The 18,128-nt window shown below is 46.9% G+C and carries 11 protein-coding genes; 6 read left to right on the top strand and 5 right to left on the bottom strand.

Annotated elements, in window-relative coordinates:
- The first annotated feature begins 49 nt into the window (after positions 1–49).
- The 3 genes from U2F10_RS12080 (at position 50) to U2F10_RS12070 (ending at position 3,435) form a co-directional block, all read left to right on the top strand.
- Positions 50–2,317 carry an eCIS core domain-containing protein gene (locus U2F10_RS12080; RefSeq protein WP_499872234.1) on the top strand — a complete coding sequence of 756 codons (2,268 nt, stop codon included), beginning with the start codon at positions 50–52 and terminating at the stop codon, positions 2,315–2,317.
- A 106-nt stretch (positions 2,318–2,423) separates the two neighbouring features.
- Entirely contained in the window at positions 2,424–2,915 is a 492-nt protein-coding gene (locus U2F10_RS12075) for a hypothetical protein (protein WP_163668699.1), read from the top strand.
- A 19-nt stretch (positions 2,916–2,934) separates the two neighbouring features.
- Entirely contained in the window at positions 2,935–3,435 is a 501-nt protein-coding gene (locus U2F10_RS12070) for a hypothetical protein (RefSeq protein ID WP_499872232.1), read from the top strand.
- A gap of 256 nt (positions 3,436–3,691) precedes the next feature.
- Here U2F10_RS12070 and U2F10_RS12065 read toward each other — a convergent pair whose 3' ends face one another.
- On the bottom strand, positions 3,692–5,476 hold the full coding sequence (locus tag U2F10_RS12065; RefSeq protein WP_499872231.1) for an eCIS core domain-containing protein: 1,785 nt from the start codon (positions 5,474–5,476) through the stop codon (positions 3,692–3,694).
- Positions 5,477–5,777: 301 nt separating this feature from the next.
- Between U2F10_RS12065 and U2F10_RS12060 the strand changes: the two genes are divergently transcribed.
- On the top strand, positions 5,778–8,066 hold the full coding sequence (locus U2F10_RS12060) for a substrate-binding domain-containing protein (RefSeq protein WP_499872230.1): 2,289 nt from the start codon (positions 5,778–5,780) through the stop codon (positions 8,064–8,066).
- Between the two features lie 91 nt (positions 8,067–8,157).
- Here the strand turns inward: U2F10_RS12060 and U2F10_RS12055 are convergent, their stop codons facing one another.
- The gene (locus U2F10_RS12055; protein WP_499872229.1) at positions 8,158–9,945 is read right to left on the bottom strand and encodes a hydantoinase B/oxoprolinase family protein; all 1,788 of its coding nucleotides are present in this window, start codon (positions 9,943–9,945) and stop codon (positions 8,158–8,160) included.
- A gap of 77 nt (positions 9,946–10,022) precedes the next feature.
- The gene (locus tag U2F10_RS12050) at positions 10,023–12,143 is read right to left on the bottom strand and encodes a hydantoinase/oxoprolinase family protein (RefSeq protein ID WP_499872228.1); all 2,121 of its coding nucleotides are present in this window, start codon (positions 12,141–12,143) and stop codon (positions 10,023–10,025) included.
- A 179-nt stretch (positions 12,144–12,322) separates the two neighbouring features.
- Between U2F10_RS12050 and U2F10_RS12045 the strand changes: the two genes are divergently transcribed.
- Together U2F10_RS12045 and U2F10_RS12040 are read left to right on the top strand one after the other, a co-directional pair.
- Positions 12,323–13,582, top strand: a complete 1,260-nt coding sequence (locus U2F10_RS12045) for a Zn-dependent hydrolase (protein ID WP_250565115.1) — start codon at positions 12,323–12,325, stop codon at positions 13,580–13,582.
- A gap of 190 nt (positions 13,583–13,772) precedes the next feature.
- On the top strand, positions 13,773–15,941 hold the full coding sequence (locus U2F10_RS12040) for a response regulator (protein WP_499872227.1): 2,169 nt from the start codon (positions 13,773–13,775) through the stop codon (positions 15,939–15,941).
- A 52-nt stretch (positions 15,942–15,993) separates the two neighbouring features.
- On the opposite strand, the gene U2F10_RS12035 is transcribed toward U2F10_RS12040, so the two are convergent.
- On the bottom strand, positions 15,994–16,779 hold the full coding sequence (locus U2F10_RS12035) for a PEP-CTERM sorting domain-containing protein (protein WP_163668685.1): 786 nt from the start codon (positions 16,777–16,779) through the stop codon (positions 15,994–15,996).
- A gap of 317 nt (positions 16,780–17,096) precedes the next feature.
- Positions 17,097–18,065 carry a lysylphosphatidylglycerol synthase transmembrane domain-containing protein gene (locus U2F10_RS12030; RefSeq protein ID WP_499872225.1) on the bottom strand — a complete coding sequence of 323 codons (969 nt, stop codon included), beginning with the start codon at positions 18,063–18,065 and terminating at the stop codon, positions 17,097–17,099.
- Positions 18,066–18,128: the final 63 nt, after the last annotated feature.

Here is an 18,128-nt window from a genome sequence, read left to right as displayed (position 1 = left end):
GTTTCGTATTTGTCTTCATAGAAAAGTCTATTTTTTATTGGAAATCATTATGGGCCGCCAGCGTAATCGCCAATCTTATCAGCCTTCTAAACAGGAAAAAAAAGAGACGATAACAGGACTTCAACCTCGACCCTTTCGGTCGGCGATCGCCCAACGTACGACTGAGACAACAGACCATGAATCAGCAATGGTCGAACCGAAATCCTCGGCGCAAGCAGGCTTTAATTTTGGTCAACTGCAACTCTTTTCGGAGGGGGATGCATCAGTCGATAGGCAGGCGTTCCCAATTCAGACCAAACTGACCTTAGGGAGCCCCAACGACAAGTATGAACAAGAAGCGGATCAAGTGGCAGCAGATGTGGTGCAGCGCATTAATGCACCTCAGGAACAACAACCAGATCCGATTCAGCAAGCATCAGCTGTCTCATCGCTCCAGCAAATGAAGGAGCCAGAAGAAGAAGGGGTCAGGAGGACGTCTTTAATACAGTGTCGCAGCGATCAGACAGACGCCGTATCAAATAATTTGGAAACAGCCATTCATTCGGCACGGGGTCGTGGTCAAAGCTTATCTCCAGATATCCAGACACGGATGGGGCAAGCCATGGGGGCCGATTTTAGCGGCGTGCGTGTGCACACAGATGCCCAGGCCGATAACCTTAACCGCTCCATTCAAGCAAAAGCCTTTACAACAGGACGTGATGTGTTCTTCCGACAGGGAGAATATCAACCTGGGAGTCGGGCTGGACAGGAGTTAATTGCCCACGAGCTAACCCACACTATTCAGCAGGGGCAGTCCCCCACTGTTCAAGCAAAACTGCATAATGGCTCAACGGTGGTGCAGCGAGATGTCACCACTGGCTTTCAGGAAGATACTCCCGATGACATTGTCGGTGATGTAGATCTGTCCGGTTTCACCGATCAGTCTACGAAAACACATCTGGGTGGCAAACAAGAGCTATTAGACGATCCAGAAACAACAACAACGACAAAGGTGGGCGACGGCACCGTCACAACCACAGAAACAAGTAAAAAGGGCTTTTCTGGTGTTGCGGCAGCAGCTCAAAAGATTTCTGAATCCGATGATACCAGTGTTAAGGAAGCCTTTCAGGCTCTAGCCCGAGCTGGGGCATTTGGCGAAGCCGCTGCCAAAAAAGTCAAAGAAACCTCTTCCGGTACCAAGATGGAGGTAGAAGGTAAGTCCAGCGGTTTTGTGGGCGGTGAAAGTGAAGTGGTCAGCACTAAAGTTGTTGATGTCATCGATGGGTTGACCATTATGGCACGGGCCACTACCAAAGCTGGTTTAGGCTTTGACTTAGAAGGGTTAGCTCAAATCTCTAAAGAAGTCGGTGGCATGGAACTATCGGCTCAATTAAAGAGCAAATTAAGCGGCTTTGCCGGAGTTATGGCTGAAGCCAAAGGCAAACTCAATATTACAGCTTTTGGTATTGCAGCATCAGGTTCGGCTAAAGTCATGGCCGGTGTCAAGAGCGAAGGAGAGGTCACCGTTAATATTAAAGCGGGTGAACTAGGGGGTGAAGCACAGGGCAAATTTGAGGCCCTTGCAGGGGTCGAAGCTGGAGTTGAAGGACAAATTTCTGTAAGTCTGCTGGGTATTTCAGCCTCTGGTAAAGCGGAAGCATTTGCTGGTTCAAAAGTAAAAACCAGTGGCTCTGCAGCCGTGAAATATCAAGGACGCATTCTATTCAAGATTTCGGGAGAGGTAGAAGCCTCGGCAGGTGTAGGAGCGTCTATTGAGGGCACCTTCTCGTTCGAAAATGGAAAATTGGTCATTGGTGGTAAGCTCGCAGGGGCACTGGGCCTTGGCGGTGGCGGTGGTGTAACCTTGACGGTGGACTTCAAGGAAATTGGCCTAGTCATCAAGGAAAAACTCAAGAATGCTCTGACTCGGAAGGCTTTGGATAACACCAGCATTTCGGACCAAGATCGGAAGTCTACAGATGACTTAACACCTGAGCAAGAGGAAAATATGAAGTCTGAGTTGTTCGAGGCGGCCCATCCTCACTTGCTAGCTTATGCGAAGAAGAAGGAAACCCGTAAATCAAAAGGTAAAGCCAAAAATCTTGTCAAACGGGAGAATATCCAAGAAATCCTCGACAAAAAAGTGCGTAAGAACAGCAAGGTATCCAAGTATTTAGAGTATAAGTTCTCCGATGGAATTCTGGAGCAGGCCTGTCGTGCCGCATTTGGTGATCAGTTAGTTGACCCTGACGGCATTATTATCCAGGCTGGTGTCATTCGATCGTTCCCGCTGACCGTGGGTAGCACACCCAAGGATGGCTTTAAGAAGCTGTTCTAAATCGTCACAATCCCTCTATAAAATTGCTAATAATGCTAATTATAGAAAGAGGTTGGATCAACGATTTTACCGGCAACACCAAGAACTCGTTTAGAACATTGGCAATATGGCAGACGTACTACATTTTTTTAGTCATCAAACCCATGTCTCACTAGAGCTTCCTGTGGGCTGGGAAGAATTCTCAGAAGATGCACATAATGTCGTTTATTACTATGAAATTTATGATGAAGACGAGGATGAAGACGATTTTTCTAAAAATCCTCGATTGATAATTCAGTTATTTCCATCTCCCAGCACAAACATTGATAATCTCCGTCAAGCCTCTGAGTCAGTGGTGACTGTGCCGCGTAAAAACTTTGAACTAATTTCTCATCAAGAAGAAATTATCGATCAATATCCCGGACTGACGGATGTCTTTAGATATTTCGACGAGGATTTTGGTGCTCTGGCTGTTCGATACCAATCTTTTATCCTGGTGGATAATGTTCTCTTTAGCTTTGCTGGTGCTTGCCTGGCTCAACATGAGGATGAATTACTACCCATGTTTCGAAATGCTTTAGAGTCCATTCGGTTTATCTTTATGACTCAGGCCGTATAGTTTTTTGAGGTGTTAACAGATGGCGACCCTTCCTGATATGGTTAGTTATTTTAATCAAGAGACTATGGTTTCTATTTTAGTGCCAAAGTCTTGGTCTGGAGCGATTGTGGATAGCTCAAAATTCCGTATCTTTGGCTTGCCAGAACCAGGTTTTGAGGAATACTTTGACGAATATAAAGTTTCCATGAGCTATGAATTACAAAAGCCGGATAGTTCTAATGATAGTTGGTTTGAATCTCTCATAGCGCAGAATAATGCCCTTATGCAGCAAGACTATAATGAGTACAAGCTATTACAAGAACAAACCTATGAATTAGGCGGCCACAAGACCTATTGTAATCATTACTCCTGGCGAGAAGAAAATACTGGGTTGCGTTTATTTCAGATGCAGGCATTTATTGTAGGAAGCCCCTATAAGTTTTATCTAATCAACGCAGCTGTTTTAGAATCGTTGGAGCGTAAGTATATCCCTATTTTTGAAAATATTCTAAACTCAACAAGAATTATTCCACGTAATTAATAGAGCGCGATCGCTTTTAGATGCCCCCCATCTAACTGGGCATTTAGCTGATGTTTTCTGAATGTATCTGTTTGTAGTGTGGTCGTTATCTGTACTGGAAAACTGGGTGGGACTTTATGAGGTGTTCAAGGTTACTTAGCCATTGTTAATTTAAAGGATGAACTGGTCTAGAGCTATTGCTGCTACTGAATGGTATCTCACATAAAGTAATCCCGAAGAGCAGCAATACTGAGTACTGATTCTGCCTAACTAGCATTTATGTATTATCTTCAGTCGTATCACTGTCTGATACTTCCTCAGTTGACCAATCGAGCCAGATAACTTCTCCAAACTTCCACTTAAAGTCGAATTTGTCGTTGCGTGTGCCTTCTTTTGTATGACAGTAGTCGTTTGACACTAACTCCTGAATAGTTACTTCGAACGTATAGCCTAATCCCTGATCATAAATTTTCATTTTATCGCCAGCAAACCCAAGTACTGCCATGGCGTGGGCTTCTGCGTTACTCCACTGATAGTCTCTGGTTGGATTATGATTGACCCGCCTGCGGATCGAGTGCATTTTTCTTTCTTTAGCTTCTTCAGTGGGTTGTTGATCGATCTGATCTTTATAAATAGGATCTTTCTTCCATGTGGGATTGAGTCTTTTCGGGCGCTCTGAATTGATGACCACCGTTGTGTTGTTGATGTTTGTTTGTAAATCTTTGAGTTTGCTAGTAGCTTCTCTCGGATCTCTTACTAAATCTAGAGATTCTGTCGATTTCCCTGTTAGCATACCCAATGCACGTCTCGCAGAATCTGATCCCAAATTTGCATAGCTTCCCAAACCCTTCTCAACCGCTAACGCTTTTTCGATAATACCTATAAGCCTGGCAGAGGAAGCTTTTGATCCTTTGCCTGCATAGAGTAACTGTTCTTGAGCCGTCACAGGTAGTTGGGTATCGACTTCAATCTCTTTAGGCTCTTCGCCGCTGGGTGCAAGATTAGCTCCACTCTGATCATTCATTGGATAGAGCTTAACTTTAAAGGTTTGTTTGATGTCATCGTCGATGGTATCACTTGTGCCCTCCTCAATAGAAGCCAATAATTTCTCTGGTTTTGTATAACCCAACGCGATGATTGACGAAATTACCCAACAATCACCTAATGCGCCCTGTTTGCCTAGTTTTCTTAGTTGCTTCCCTTCTATTTGTTCAGTGGCTTTGTCTAGGTTGATCTGGTAGCGTTTCCAGTTGTTTTCTTCATGTCCTGGTCGAACACCGATTTGTCCTTCTGGATCACGCTGAATGCCGGAAGTGTTTGCTTGTTTAATTTGAGTAGATTGATCTACCCTTGTGGCTAATGGTGGACTCTTTTGACCAAACTCTTTTTGAGGTTGTCTTTGTACAGTGTTGCTATTTTGTTGTACCACATGGGTTAGCTCGTGGGCGATAAGTTCCTGACCACCTTTAGAGCCCGGGTTATAGGCTCCTTGTTTAAAGAAAATATCTTGTCCAGTGGTGAAGGCTTTGGCCTGAATTGATTGGCTAAGATGATCCGCTTGTTGATCAGTATGGATTTTTACTCGGCTAAAATTAGCTCCCATGGCAGATTCAAGTTTACCTTGAAGTTTGGGCTCCAGGGAGCTGCCACCGCTGCGTGCCTGGTTTAGTTGGGCTTCAAAGTCACCGTTGGCGACCCCAGTAATAACACCCCCATCACGCTGTATGGTCAGAAAACTAAAGTTATGGGAAAGGCTATGCTGTACGGTATCGTCTTGATCATCTGCTGCTTGCCCACTATGAATTTTTTTTACAACTTCACTGGCTACGCGATCCGCTTCTTGTTCATAAGGATCGTTGGGTTCACCAATGGTGAGTTTGGGCTGTAACACACTTACATCGGAAAAATTAAAATTTGTCGATGCAGTCGATGTATTAGATATTGGATTACTTTGGGGAATATTTGCAGCTTTGGCTGGTGAGGAAGGTGTTAGCTGACTATGGGTCATCTGTGTTTGAGATGCCTGATCGTCTTTTTTCTGAGCGCGATCGCAATCACCCATTGCCAGCCTCCTAACAGAGTTGTTGAACTAACTTCAGCTATAGTGCCCAGCAAACCTTATTGATATCAGCGAGTACTTCTCCAAGGCATTGTCTTCATTCAGCCACTTCTTTATCTTATTCAGATTTAGCGGCTTCAGTATGCCCATGGAGAACCGTATTCAAATTCATCAATAAAATCAGTATCGAGATCGCGATATCCTATTGGGGTATGCTAACAAACAAATAAATTTGTTCTGTTGGCTGAGGATCATTGTGATTATAGGACAGATCTCTAAACGCTTTTTCCGAAGCTATTTACTAATGCTATCTTACCAGGATCGGATCGAGCGATACCAAGACCTTATCGATGTAAAGTGGCTAAAGTCTGTCTTGGAAGACATTAAACCCGATGTTTTTCCTGAACCTCCATCAGAACAGTTGATTAAGGAGACTATTCCTGATCGTATTCAAGCACCTACGCCCTATTATCACCAATATCGGTGTTTGCAGGGAAATCCCTTAAGCTGTCAGGAATCAACTGTCAAAGAAAACGCTAGATGTGAGCAGTGTTATTTCCCGGCCTTACTGCCTACTGGTGGCCAGCTCATTGGTAAACAAGGTGAATATAAAATTGGTCACAGTATAGGACGACGCGGCATTGGCAGACTTTATCAGGGAGTACGTCTTAGCTCCGAAGAATCCGTTGTTATCCAAGAATATTTGCTACCTGAGCGATACTTTAGCCCAGATGAACAGCGGCAATGCCAGGAATCATTCACTACACTAGCAGGATTGGCCTTAGCGGATGGTCGAGTGCAGGATGTGAGAATTGTGCTGCCATTAGAAGCGATCGCAGATTTGTCAGGTGAGCGGTGTTATTTGGTGACATCCGCTGTAGATGGTCAGCCAACGTTGAACCAATACTGTGCGAACCATGGCGCTTTTGGCAGTAAAGCAGTGTTAGCCATGCTCAATCAGGTGCTACAAACTCTGATGTTCTTGCACCAGCAAAAATTTACACTGCCAGCTGGACAGATGCAAACAGGAATTGTCCATGGAAATCTTAGTTTAGACAGTCTGCTATGGGTGAGTGACTCAAAAGAACAAGATTCTCAAGGGTTTGTATATCTGACTGATTTTGCCCTGTGGGAGAGATTTTTTGATCCAGCCCGGGTTGATCGAGAACAGCCCGACTTTCAAGACGATTTAGCCGCTCTGGGGCGAGTGGCATTTTTCCTCTTAAATGGTGCCACCTTAGATAACCAAGGACAGCTTTTAAAACCGCATCTGGATAGTAACTGGCCCGATGTTTATGCCCCACTTAAGCAATTTATCCTCAGGTTGATTGGTATTGAACCATCGTTTGCCAGTGCAGAAGCGGCTCGAACGGCATTGTTAGCGATACCACCTGAAGAGGAGGCAAGTCACTGGGAATCTCGGAATGCAGAACTAATACCCATTAAACCAGCCTGGTATAAACGCTTCATTCCTATTTTGGTCATAGCGGCGATTCTAGCGACGCTAGGCATTTTCGGCTGGTTATTGTTAAGGTCTCAGCGCCCCAGCTATGCAAATATCCCCTTAAATCTTTGCTGTTTGAAGGACATTGATGCTGTGCCTGTAGGAGAGTATCGCTACGGGATACCGGCTGCTGCCTATTGGTATCCGTTATTTCGTGTGGCGGCAGAACCGTCTCTGGAGGTATCTCCTACACTGTTTGAGCAATTACAGGCAACATTTCCACAGATGTCCTTAATTCCCCATGTGACCGGAACGTCAAAAGATGCGATCGCATCCGTTCAATCTGGCCACACCGACTTTGCTATTGTTCCATTAACAGCCCCGTTGCCTGCTGATATCACTAGTACTATCATCGCCTACGACAGTTTAGTGCCAGTGGTTGCTTTTAATTATCCTAAGCGTACTAAGGGATTGCCCGATGCCCTAAAGGGTGAGATTAGTTTGTCTCAGCTGAAGCAGCTTTACACGGGTGCCGTCGATAACTGGCAACGGATCAGCTCCCTTGATTTAGATGTTCAACGCTATTGGGTCAGTGACCCTACGGCCCAGGAAATTTTCACCCAGCGGCTTTTCCAGCCAGGTGAAATGTTGACTACTACTGATGCGGAGTCCTCTACTTCAACGTCCTCCACTTCAACGTCCTCTACTTCAACGTTTATTACAACAGATGGGGTAGATGCTCTGCCAACACTCATGATGCTGCGCTGGATTTTGCAAGATTTTGAGAATACAACGATTGGTAGTATTGGTATTGCCCCCCTTAGTCAGGTTTTTGGTCAGTGTTCGGTATACCCTTTAGCATTAGCAGAGAAGCGTCAGACGGTTAGCCCCTTTGTGTTTAACAATGGTAAGGCGGTGGGGCCAGGGGGGGATTTGTGCGATCGCAAAGGCAGCTATCAGCCTAATGCCGAGGCTCTCCGCAGTGGGATATATCCCTTAGCCTATCCCCTAGCTGTTATCTACCCGTTTGACAACAGCCGTTCTCCCATCGGTAAGAAGGTGGCTGAGCTGCTATTGACTCAAGAAAGTCAGACGTATTTGCGATCGCGAGGCATGGTATCCGCCTATGCCCTATCAGATGCCCAGTAAGCATTATGCGATGGTTGATTTAGGGGATGAATCGGTAGAACTATTGTTATTTGGCGGTGTCTTACAACTAACGTTATGTAGAATCATGTCTCTATTGTCGTAATGACTTTGTTGTTGTTTTATCGATTTCGAATGTGGCTGGATCAATCACCACTTTATAGTCCCGCTGAGCTGATTCAACGGTAAGGAATCCGTCTAGCACATCTTCTAAAACTAAAGCTGGATCACGTTCTAAGGGGTTACCATAGCCACCACCGCAGGGACTGATCGTGCGTAGGGTATCACCAGGTTTTGTTTTGCGACAGGGAAACTTAGACGGTAAAACCTGCACCTCGTCATCCTCTGGATTGAGAATTTGTACACCCCCTGGAGTACCATCCTCTCCACCAAAGATGCCCCAAGGAGCATACTTATTGCCTTCCCCTTCTAAAGACATTTGACCCGGTGTGAGAAACTGAATATCTCGAATCGACCCCAGTCCACCCCGCCATTTACCCGCACCACTGGCATCTTCAATCAGCTCATAACGGGTAACCCTCAGGGGTAAATGGGCTTCAATATCTTCGATGGGGTTATTACGGGTGTTGGCATAGAGGGTATCTACCCCATCCATGCCATCCTTGCCATAGCGACCACCGTAGCTACCTTCGGTGATATCCATGTACACCCAATAATCTTCATCCATGGCACCACTGTAGGACACCACTTTGATATTACCGATGCCACCACTGACATTTTGAGGAGCCACCTGAGCTAAAGCTTTCATCAGGGTATCAGCGACAATATTGCCTGGACAACAGCGGGCAATCACTGGTGCTGGATAGATGGGGTTTGCTAAACACCCCTTAGGGGCAACAATATGAATAGGACGGGTTAGGCCAGAATTCTGGGGCACGTATTCCATCAATGCGGTATCTAGTAAGACAGACCGCAGGGTAACAAAAATAGCAATGTCCACGGTGCCCACAAAGGGCATGTTGATGGGGCGATCATCCACTTGCGGTGCGGTGCCGGTCAGATCGATGGTCATATCACTGCCGTCGATGGTAACCGCAACAGCAATTTTTAAGTCTTTTTTACTGGGATCTGGATCATCCAAAAAACCATCGATAAAGCCTTCCGCAACGTAGGTCCCATCAGGCAACTTCTCAACAGCCTGACGAATCATCCGTTCGGAATAGTTCATCAAGACCTCACTGGCGGCTAATACCGTATCTAGGCCATACTGATCCAACAATTCTAGAAACCGTTGTTCACCCACACGGCAGGCGGCAACCTGGGCTTCGATATCTCCCACCACTACCTGGGCACTGCGAATATTTTGTCGCAGCATTCGCCAAACCTGACGGTTTTTGACACCCTTTTCATAAATTTTTACAGCCTTGAACTGTAGACCTTCAGCAAAGGCATCCACAGCATCAACAATGCCGCAGCTGCCAGGAGACGAGGAGCCAATATCCAGATGGTGGGCGGTGGTAAAGGAATAGCCGATCAGCTCTTCTCCACGAAAAATGGGAATGCCAATGCCAATGTCTGGCCCGTGGGATGCACCGTAATAGGCATGATTATGCAGAATCACATCACCGGGGTAAAACTCTTCATCGTCTTCTTCCATGGCCTTGAGTACCCCCCGCATGTAGCCAGGGATAGGGCCTAACTGTAGAGGTGTGCTGTAGGCGCATTCGGCTAGTTGCTGACAGTCGGCATCAAGAATGGCGGCCCCAAAGTCTTCGGACTCGCGAATAATGCTGGAGTAGGACATGCGGGCCAGCTTATGGCCCATTTCCAGGGCAATTCCGTTGAGGGCTCCAGCGATCACCTGAGCAGTAACTGGGTCGATTTTTGGGAGCTGGCGGTGTTGGGGAGGGGAGACGGTCATGGCAGGGAAAGGGGAAGGGGGAAAAACGTTCTCTCGTAGAGACGTTCCATGGAACGTCTCTACGAGGGGGAAGGCGATTATACAGATCCTTGGGCGATGGCGATGGCCATGGTTTTATCCACCAAGGAATCATCGGTTACGTGAATAACCAAATTACCGTTGGGTTCTACGGTGGTGCGGCTATGGGGGGGTAACAGAATTGTGGAGTCCTTTTGGAAGATGATAGCAGGGCCTTCGAGTTGGGCACCCACGGGTAATCGGTCTCGATCAAAGAATTGGGTGGAGTATTTTTCCAGCTGGCCATTGACGCGGAAATAGGTGACGGCTGTTTTAAGCCAGGCGTCTTGTAAGTTTCCTCCAGTGGGGGCAGAGAAGTTGGAGAGTTTGGGCATGGGTCCGGTGCCGGTGACCCTGAGGGTGACTAGCTCCACCGGGTTTTCTGGAAAGGCATGGCCATATTCGGCGGTATGGAGATCGTGGAACTGTTGCCAGACAGACTGCAGAGCGGTTTCGTCCAGAATGCTGCCGGGGACCTGAGCCCGCAGTTCATAGCCCTGACCCACATAGCGACAGTCGGCAAACCGTTGTAGGGTCATGTCCGTTGCACTAAAGCCGTCGGCCCTTAATTGTTCTTTAACCTGGTCTTCTAGAGATTGTAGGTCAGCGTTTAGTTTAGCCAGATTGGGTTCAGTGCTGAGGGTAAATTCGTTTTGAATTAGATCGTGCTTGAGATCGGTGGTGAGCAGTCCCATGGCGGAGGTAATGCCGGGATAGCGGGGCACAATCACTTCAGGAATGCCAAGGGATAGGGCCACTTCAGCGGCATGGAGGGGGCCTGCACCTCCCTGGGCCACCAGGGCAAATTTGCGGGGGTCTTGCCCTTTCTGGATAGTGCGGGAGCGGATGGCATTGGCCATGTTGTTATTGACAATGGTGAGAATTCCGGCAGCGGTTTCATAGAGGTCTAACCCCATGCGATCTGCTAACGCTTGTACCGCTGCAAAGGCTTTCTCGGGGTAGATGGTCATTTCACCACCGAGAAAATACTCTGGATCTAGCCGATTGAGAACCACATTGGCATCGGTCACGGTGACTTCGGTGCCGCCTTTGTCATAGCAGACAGGACCGGGCGCAGCTCCAGCACTGCGAGGACCCACCCGAAATGCACCACCGGCATCGACGTAGGCAATGCTGCCGCCACCGGCACCGATGGTATGCACATCAATCATAGGCACCATGACGGGGTATCCAGCAATCCAGGTATCTCGCGCTGTGGCCTCGGCAAAGCCACGCTCGGTGACAATGCCAATGTCGGTACTGGTGCCGCCCATATCAAAGGTGATCAGTCGATCGCGATGAGATTGTGCACCAGCCGCTGCACCGCCTAAAACACCAGCTGCTAACCCTGATAACAACAAAGTAACGGGTTGTTCTCCGGCAACATCTGCAGTGGCCACACCACCGTTGGAGCGCATAATGTGCAGTTCGCCCCGCACGGCTTGTTCTTTCAAACTTTGACTCAGGTTGTTGATGTAGCGTTTCACCTTAGGTCCAACAAAGGCGTTAATACAGGCGGTGGTAAACCGTTCAAATTCTCGGAACTGGGGAAAGATGCTGGCGCTGGTGGTGATAAAGGCTTCGGGATAAAGTTCTTGGGCGATGGCGGCCACTCGTTCTTCGTGGCGAGCATCGAAGTAGGAGTTGAGAAAACAGATGGCGATGGATTCGACGCCAGCGGCTTTGAGTTCAAGGATGGCGGTTTTGGCTTCGGCCTCGTCCAGGGGAATGAGGGTGTGACCCTTGGGGTCAAGACGTTCGGAGACGACTTTGCGATCGCGCCTCTTCACCAACGGTCTTGCCTGCCAAGGAATATCCTGCATGATGGAATAATGCTGGGGTCTCTGGTGGCGACCAATATGGACAATGTCCCGATACCCCTTCGTGGTGACCATCCCTGTGCGGGCACCATCATAGGTAAGTAGCGTATTGGTGGCAATGGTGGTGCCATGGAGCACATGCTCAATATCACCGTAGTCAGCCTGGGCCATCTGACACAGGGTTTCAATGCCCTGCATCATGGCCCTGGAAGGATCATCCACCGTTGTTGGCACCTTGTGAATCCAGGTCTGCCGCTGATCCACATCCGCCAGGATCAAATCTGTAAACGTGCCGCCAATGTCTACGCCAATGAGTTTCATACTCGGTCCCCATGGTAGAAGCCATTCGTGAGATTTTACGCATTTACCCTTAGGTAAAGTGTTCAGTATGCACCATTTAACGGTTTCATAATACAAGGGTGAACAATCAGTCACAACCTGTAATGCTTGCAGTAATTTTAATAACAATTCCCTAACTTCTTTCCAGGGAGGATAGACCCATGCGTTTGGGTCCTCCTATGGTTACTGTTGCGTTACAAACCAATCACGCTCGACTCCAGAAACGATTGAGCGATCTGGCTACCATTGGTCAACTCTCCTCTGGTGGTGTACGGCGTACAGCCTATAGCCTCGAAGACTTGGCCGCTCGCCAGCAAGTGATTGCCGCCATGAAAGCGATAGACATGGACATTACCATTGATGCTGCTGGCAACATTATTGGTCGCTACAGCGGTATTCAAGATCTGCCTGCCCTGGCTACAGGTTCCCACATTGATACAGTACCTGCCGGTGGTCGCTATGACGGAGCGTTGGGAGTGCTGGCTGGCATCGAAGTTGTTGCCACTCTCCACGAAGCCGGACAGCGGCTTCACCATCCCATTGAGGTGATTGTGTTCACCGATGAAGAAGGTGAGATGATTGGCAGTAAGGCCATGGCAGGAGCAGCCCATGACACCGATCCTGAATGCTATCGTCGGCTGGATGGCACTTCGATTCAAACCTGTTTACATCAGATTGGTGGCGACTGGCATAATCTGACCACCGCGCAAAGAACATCCCAAGATATCGCTGCTTATCTAGAATTGCACGTGGAACAGGGTGGTGTGCTAGAAGCGAGAGAACGTCAGATTGGTGTAGTCCAGGGCATTGTGGGTCTACAGCGTTACCTGGTGACCATTATGGGGCGTCCTAACCATGCGGGCACCACACCTATGGATATGCGCCAGGATGCCCTCTATGCAGCTTCGTTGTTAGTAGCAGCAGTACATGATGTCGCCGTTGATATTCCTGGGAATCAGGTAGCCACGGTGGGATATTTAAACGTTATTCCCAACGCCGCCAACATTGTACCGGGGCAAGTAGATCTCACCATTGACCTGCGAGATTTATCGCTGGAGACCCTTGGGACTATGGTGAATGTGTTGCAGCAACGGGTTCAAGAAATCGAAGCGATTACGTCTACCCAGATCCAGTTAGAACGACAACATGCGGTAGATCCCACCCTAGCCAGTCCCAAGATTCAAGAGACCATTACAACTGTTTGTAACTCTCTACAGCTGAACCATTATTCCATGCCCAGCCGAGCTATCCACGATGCCCAGGAGATCGGTCGATTTACCCAGATGGGTATGATTTTTGTACCCAGTCAGTCAGGGGTGAGCCATGCAGAAGATGAATATACCTCACCGGAACAATGTGGCCAGGGAGCAGATGTCTTGTTACATACGTTGTTGCAGCTTGATGAACAGGGTGTAACGTAAGCAGAAGCTTTACCATCCAGAGATATTTGACGATTCTGATATTAACTATACCCACATGGCCCGAGCAGTTATGGGTGCAAAAAATATGGGTGTGAAAGATTTTGTATAGGCACTGATGCTACATGATTCAAGTAATATCGCTTGCTTGATCTTATGGGCATGCTAAAGCTTGCACAGGATAAAGCAAGGAATGAATACTCATTTTTGGGAAATGGTATATTCCAGCCACTATATACCTCACGGACATTGTTATTTATGGCAGCCATCGTTAGTTGGGCTCCATGTTGTTAGCAATGGGATCATTGCCCTGGCCTATGCCTCGATTCCGTTAACACTCTTCTGTTTTGCTTATAAACATCGCTGGGAAAATATATATCCATCTAATCAAGTCTTTTTGTTATTTAGCGCGTTTATTAGTCTGTGTGGAATGGGTCATTTATTAGACATTGTGACCCTGTGGTATCCGATTTATTGGGTTACTGGCTTTGTGCGTGCGTGCACAGCTTTAGTTTCTGTATACACAGCTTTTGAGTTACTAACGCTACTGCCCAAATTTTTAACTCTCACCAGCCCACTAGAACTCGCAGAAGTCAATCAAAAGCTCCAATCTGAGATTCATCACCGTCGCAATGCTCAAGTAGCTTTTCAAAGCTTAGTTACCTGTACATCCTTAGCCACAGGAACAGAATATTTTTCCACCCTGGTGATTAGTCTGGCCATGATTCTCAATGTGGACAGTGTGATTGTGGCTGAAAGGTGTGAATCTGATGCTTTAGCATTGAACATTCTAGGTATGTGGCATTATGATCAACACCCCATTGATAGCCTGATCTCAGCTGCTCAAACACCCTGTGTTCAGGTGCTTGAAACAGCAAAGTTGCACTACTGTTCTGATCTTGAATTACCGCCAGATCATCCCATGGGTAAGCTAACGGCGACTACCTACCTGGGAGCCCCCCTATTGGATGGAGACGGTAACGCGATTGGTATTTTATTTATTCTCCATAACGGTTTGTTAGAGGAGCTGGAACTGGCCAAGTCCTTTCTGCGGGTATTTGCGGCTCGTTCTGCGGCTGAACTCAGGCGTCATCAGGCAGAACAGGCATTGCAAAGAGCCTATGACAATCTTGAAGAGCGTATCCAGCAACGTACGATTGAACTCAAAGAAGCCAAGGAAACGGCTGAAATTGCGAACCGTGCTAAGAGTCTTTTCTTAGCAAAAGTTAGCCATGAACTGCGGACTCCTTTGAATGCAATTTTGGGCTTTACTCAGCTGATCAGCCAAGATCAGACGCTTTCGAAGGACCACAGCGAATCATTAGAGATTATTGACACCAGTAGCGCTCATTTACTGGATTTAATTAATAATATTCTAGAATTCACCCAGCTAGAAATTGGTCATGCCCAACTGCACACTGATGATGTGGATATCATTAGTGTGCTTTACGGGCTTGGCAATATGGTACGACTTAAGGCCAAAAAGCGTGGCCTCCAACTCAGGGTAGATTGCGACCCTAACATCCCTCGCTACCTACATATTGATGCTGGCAAACTACGTCAAATCATTCTCAATTTGCTCGATAACGCCATCAAGTACACGGATACTGGCCAAGTAGTCTTAAAAGCCTATGCCATCCCTTCAGACGATGTTTTTAATTTAGGCCTAGAAATCTCCGATACCGGCACTGGCATTAGTCTCCAAGAACAACAGCGAATCTTTAGTCCCTTCTATCAAACAGATGCCTCATCCACGGTGCATGATGCTAGTGATCAGGGTGTGGGTTTGGGGTTAGCCATTTGTCAAGGATTGCTCAAACTCATGGATGGCAGTATCCAATGTCTTAGTTACCCTGGTCAAGGTACCACATTCCATATTCAGCTACCGGTAGAGGTGATTCAGGCACCACAAAAAGCACCCCCAATTACAAAAAAAATCTCAACACCGCCCCAACAACAGTACAACATTTTAGTTGTCGAAGACGCTCCCACCAATCGACGACTACTCAAACATATCCTTGGCAATGCTGGCTTTATCGTGCATGAAGCTGAAAACGGTCAGCAAGCCATTGAACAGTGGCAGTCCCAGCGTCCAGACTTGATCCTGATGGATATCCAAATGCCTGTCATGAATGGCTACGACGCTACAGCTTATATCAAACAGCGGGATCCTAACTTGCCCATCATTGCAATCACAGCTAGTGTTTTAGATAACCAACTGGATAAGATTCTTTCTGTCGGCTGTAATGCCTGTATTCGTAAGCCCGTTAACCGTGAACATCTGTTATGCACCATCAACAATTGTTTAAACACGGACCATGGTTTCACACAACAGTCAAACCCTTCTCAGGTATTAGTATAAGATACAATGCAACCAAGTATGGCTTCACACAGGCAAGAGTAGCAATCCCTCTCTAACCTGGCTGTTGTTGGTAACGCCGTAGTAAACCTAGCCCAACCATTGCTAATCCCACTAAAGCTGTAGGTTCAGGTACAGCTGTTGCAGTGGAAGAGAGGGAGGAATTCTCTTTATGTAGAACAAGCTTGGCCTCACGAATAATCGCGTCATCCATGTAAATAAATGGAATGGCATGCTTCTCATTGGCAATGGTGTAATCTGACATCTCTCCAGCCCAGGAGTTAGGATCGTACCAGGTATTCGTGTGGTCAGTATCGTCAAAGAAAGCTGTCATGACATCATCTACAGTAAAGCCATGATCTAACAGACTTACTGAGAAGCTACCGGCTTCACCCACCTTGGGAATGCTAGCAACAGAAGGCACCTTAATCAGAGCGGCATCGGTAGGCGCTACTTCTGAACCTAAACCAAATCGCATGCCGCCAATGCCAGGAATACCCACCCAATCAGTGGTAACTCGAACGTTCGTTACTTCAATATCTAAAAAGATAAGTTCAGCGGAGACAAGGTCACTGCCATCTGCCAAAAATGCATCTAATAATTCTTGATTTTTATTAAAGTCAAACGTCCAACTAACACTCTCGTCAATACCGTTACCTACGGTTGAGTTACGACCGCTACGGCGAATTTGAAAATCTCGGGACTTAAATCCCTCACCGCGCCCAGCGTTTTCTAACGTTTGACCATATCCACTCTTCACCTGGGCATCAGCTTGAGCTGCACTAGCGGTGGAAAATGCAACCCCAATGGCTAACCCAGTGGCTAATATTTGCTTCAACATGACGATTCTTCTCAAGCCAACAACTGATAGGAGAGGCACCTGTTTGTATTCTTAGAGTACTGATGTAACAATAGATACGAAATCGGCTAATGTGCTCACTTTTACAGAGATGGAGATCTTCTATGGATAAGACATCTAGGTATTTTTGTGGAAACCCTGTAGATTGCCTATATGAAACGCGTATAAATCTCCTTAAAGTTCGGTGCTTTCATAGAATCAGACTGTCTGTTGTTATCTTTTTACTTGAGTAAAATGGTCAATTTTGCGGACTTTTGATAACGACAATAGGTTGGTTAATCTGTTCTTAAACCCTTGCTTTACTTGCCTAAATTTAGGCCTTTGCTAATTCGTTGCCAATCAGAAGTATTTAACAACAAAATGATCCCGCCAGGGATACTGAGGAGCCATCCCAATACGGTCACGGTTAAAGATAGTAACAGGGCCTCTTCTGCCCCCAAACCTACTCGACTAAACAGATATACCCACAAACCTTCTTTGAGGCCTAACCCTCCTAGGGAAATGGGCAATAGAGTAATGACGACGATGATGGGGATAAATACGAGTAGGGCTAAAAATGAGATGCTAATGCCCAGTTGGTGAGCAATGATCGTGTGATAAACCACTATGCCTAACTGCAATATAAGGGATAGGCCAATGGATGATGCTAACGCTGGGCGGTCCTTGGAAAATTGCCACAATAGGTGTTGGATTTTAGCAAACCGGACTGCGATCGCAGCCAATCTAAACCGTCTTAACCAAGGGGTTACCCACCGTAACAACTGGGGGCTCATAATCAGCAGTACCGCGCCTACCAAGGCTCCCACCGCCCCTAAAAATAGAGCAATAATGTCCCAGCGCCCCACCAGCTGAAACGCAGGAGCCAACCCCATCACAGCAATGGCTGACAGGGCCGCTAACCCCGTAAACCGTTCTAAAAATACCGACACCAGGGCCGCTTCAGAATCTTGAGTTGCCTGGTTCACCTGATACACCCGATAGACATCTCCCCCCAGGGAGCCGGGTAAAAAGATATTTAGCCACATGCCCACAAAGTAACTGGATATGAGCTGCCCCATCGGCACGTTATAGCCCTGGGAACGCAATACAATTTGCCAACGCCAGCAGCTGAGCCACTGGAGAACGGTATAAAACAACAAAGCAAACAGCACAAACGGTAATGATAAGGTGTGGAGCTGTTGCCAGGCTTGAGTAAAATCAATTTGCGTAAAAACAAATATGAGGAGAATTACACTAACAGTAATTTTAAGCAGGGTAAGCGGTTTCATAGGTAAGGAGCAAGCCTTCAATAACTTCCAAAATTTGGAAGTTAATTGATTTTATTTCTTAAG

Origin of the sequence: Leptothoe sp. EHU-05/26/07-4, from assembly GCF_043421015.1 — a bacterium.
Classification (GTDB): domain Bacteria; phylum Cyanobacteriota; class Cyanobacteriia; order Phormidesmidales; family Phormidesmidaceae; genus Leptothoe; species Leptothoe turfae.
The sequence above is the reverse complement of the archived record's forward strand: the minus strand, read 5'-3'. Positions and strand labels throughout refer to the sequence as shown.

What these genes read in the sequence shown, in the direction of transcription:
- U2F10_RS12080 (WP_499872234.1), top strand. Translation starts at nt 50, where the DNA reads ATGGGCCGCCAGCGTAATCGCCAATCTTATCAGCCTTCTAAACAGGAA.
- U2F10_RS12075 (WP_163668699.1), top strand. Translation starts at nt 2,424, where the DNA reads ATGGCAGACGTACTACATTTTTTTAGTCATCAAACCCATGTCTCACTA.
- U2F10_RS12070 (WP_499872232.1), top strand. Translation starts at nt 2,935, where the DNA reads ATGGCGACCCTTCCTGATATGGTTAGTTATTTTAATCAAGAGACTATG.
- U2F10_RS12065 (WP_499872231.1), bottom strand. Translation starts at nt 5,476, where the DNA reads ATGGGTGATTGCGATCGCGCTCAGAAAAAAGACGATCAGGCATCTCAA.
- U2F10_RS12060 (WP_499872230.1), top strand. Translation starts at nt 5,778, where the DNA reads ATGCTATCTTACCAGGATCGGATCGAGCGATACCAAGACCTTATCGAT.
- U2F10_RS12055 (WP_499872229.1), bottom strand. Translation starts at nt 9,945, where the DNA reads ATGACCGTCTCCCCTCCCCAACACCGCCAGCTCCCAAAAATCGACCCA.
- U2F10_RS12050 (WP_499872228.1), bottom strand. Translation starts at nt 12,143, where the DNA reads ATGAAACTCATTGGCGTAGACATTGGCGGCACGTTTACAGATTTGATC.
- U2F10_RS12045 (WP_250565115.1), top strand. Translation starts at nt 12,323, where the DNA reads ATGCGTTTGGGTCCTCCTATGGTTACTGTTGCGTTACAAACCAATCAC.
- U2F10_RS12040 (WP_499872227.1), top strand. Translation starts at nt 13,773, where the DNA reads ATGAATACTCATTTTTGGGAAATGGTATATTCCAGCCACTATATACCT.
- U2F10_RS12035 (WP_163668685.1), bottom strand. Translation starts at nt 16,779, where the DNA reads ATGTTGAAGCAAATATTAGCCACTGGGTTAGCCATTGGGGTTGCATTT.
- U2F10_RS12030 (WP_499872225.1), bottom strand. Translation starts at nt 18,065, where the DNA reads ATGAAACCGCTTACCCTGCTTAAAATTACTGTTAGTGTAATTCTCCTC.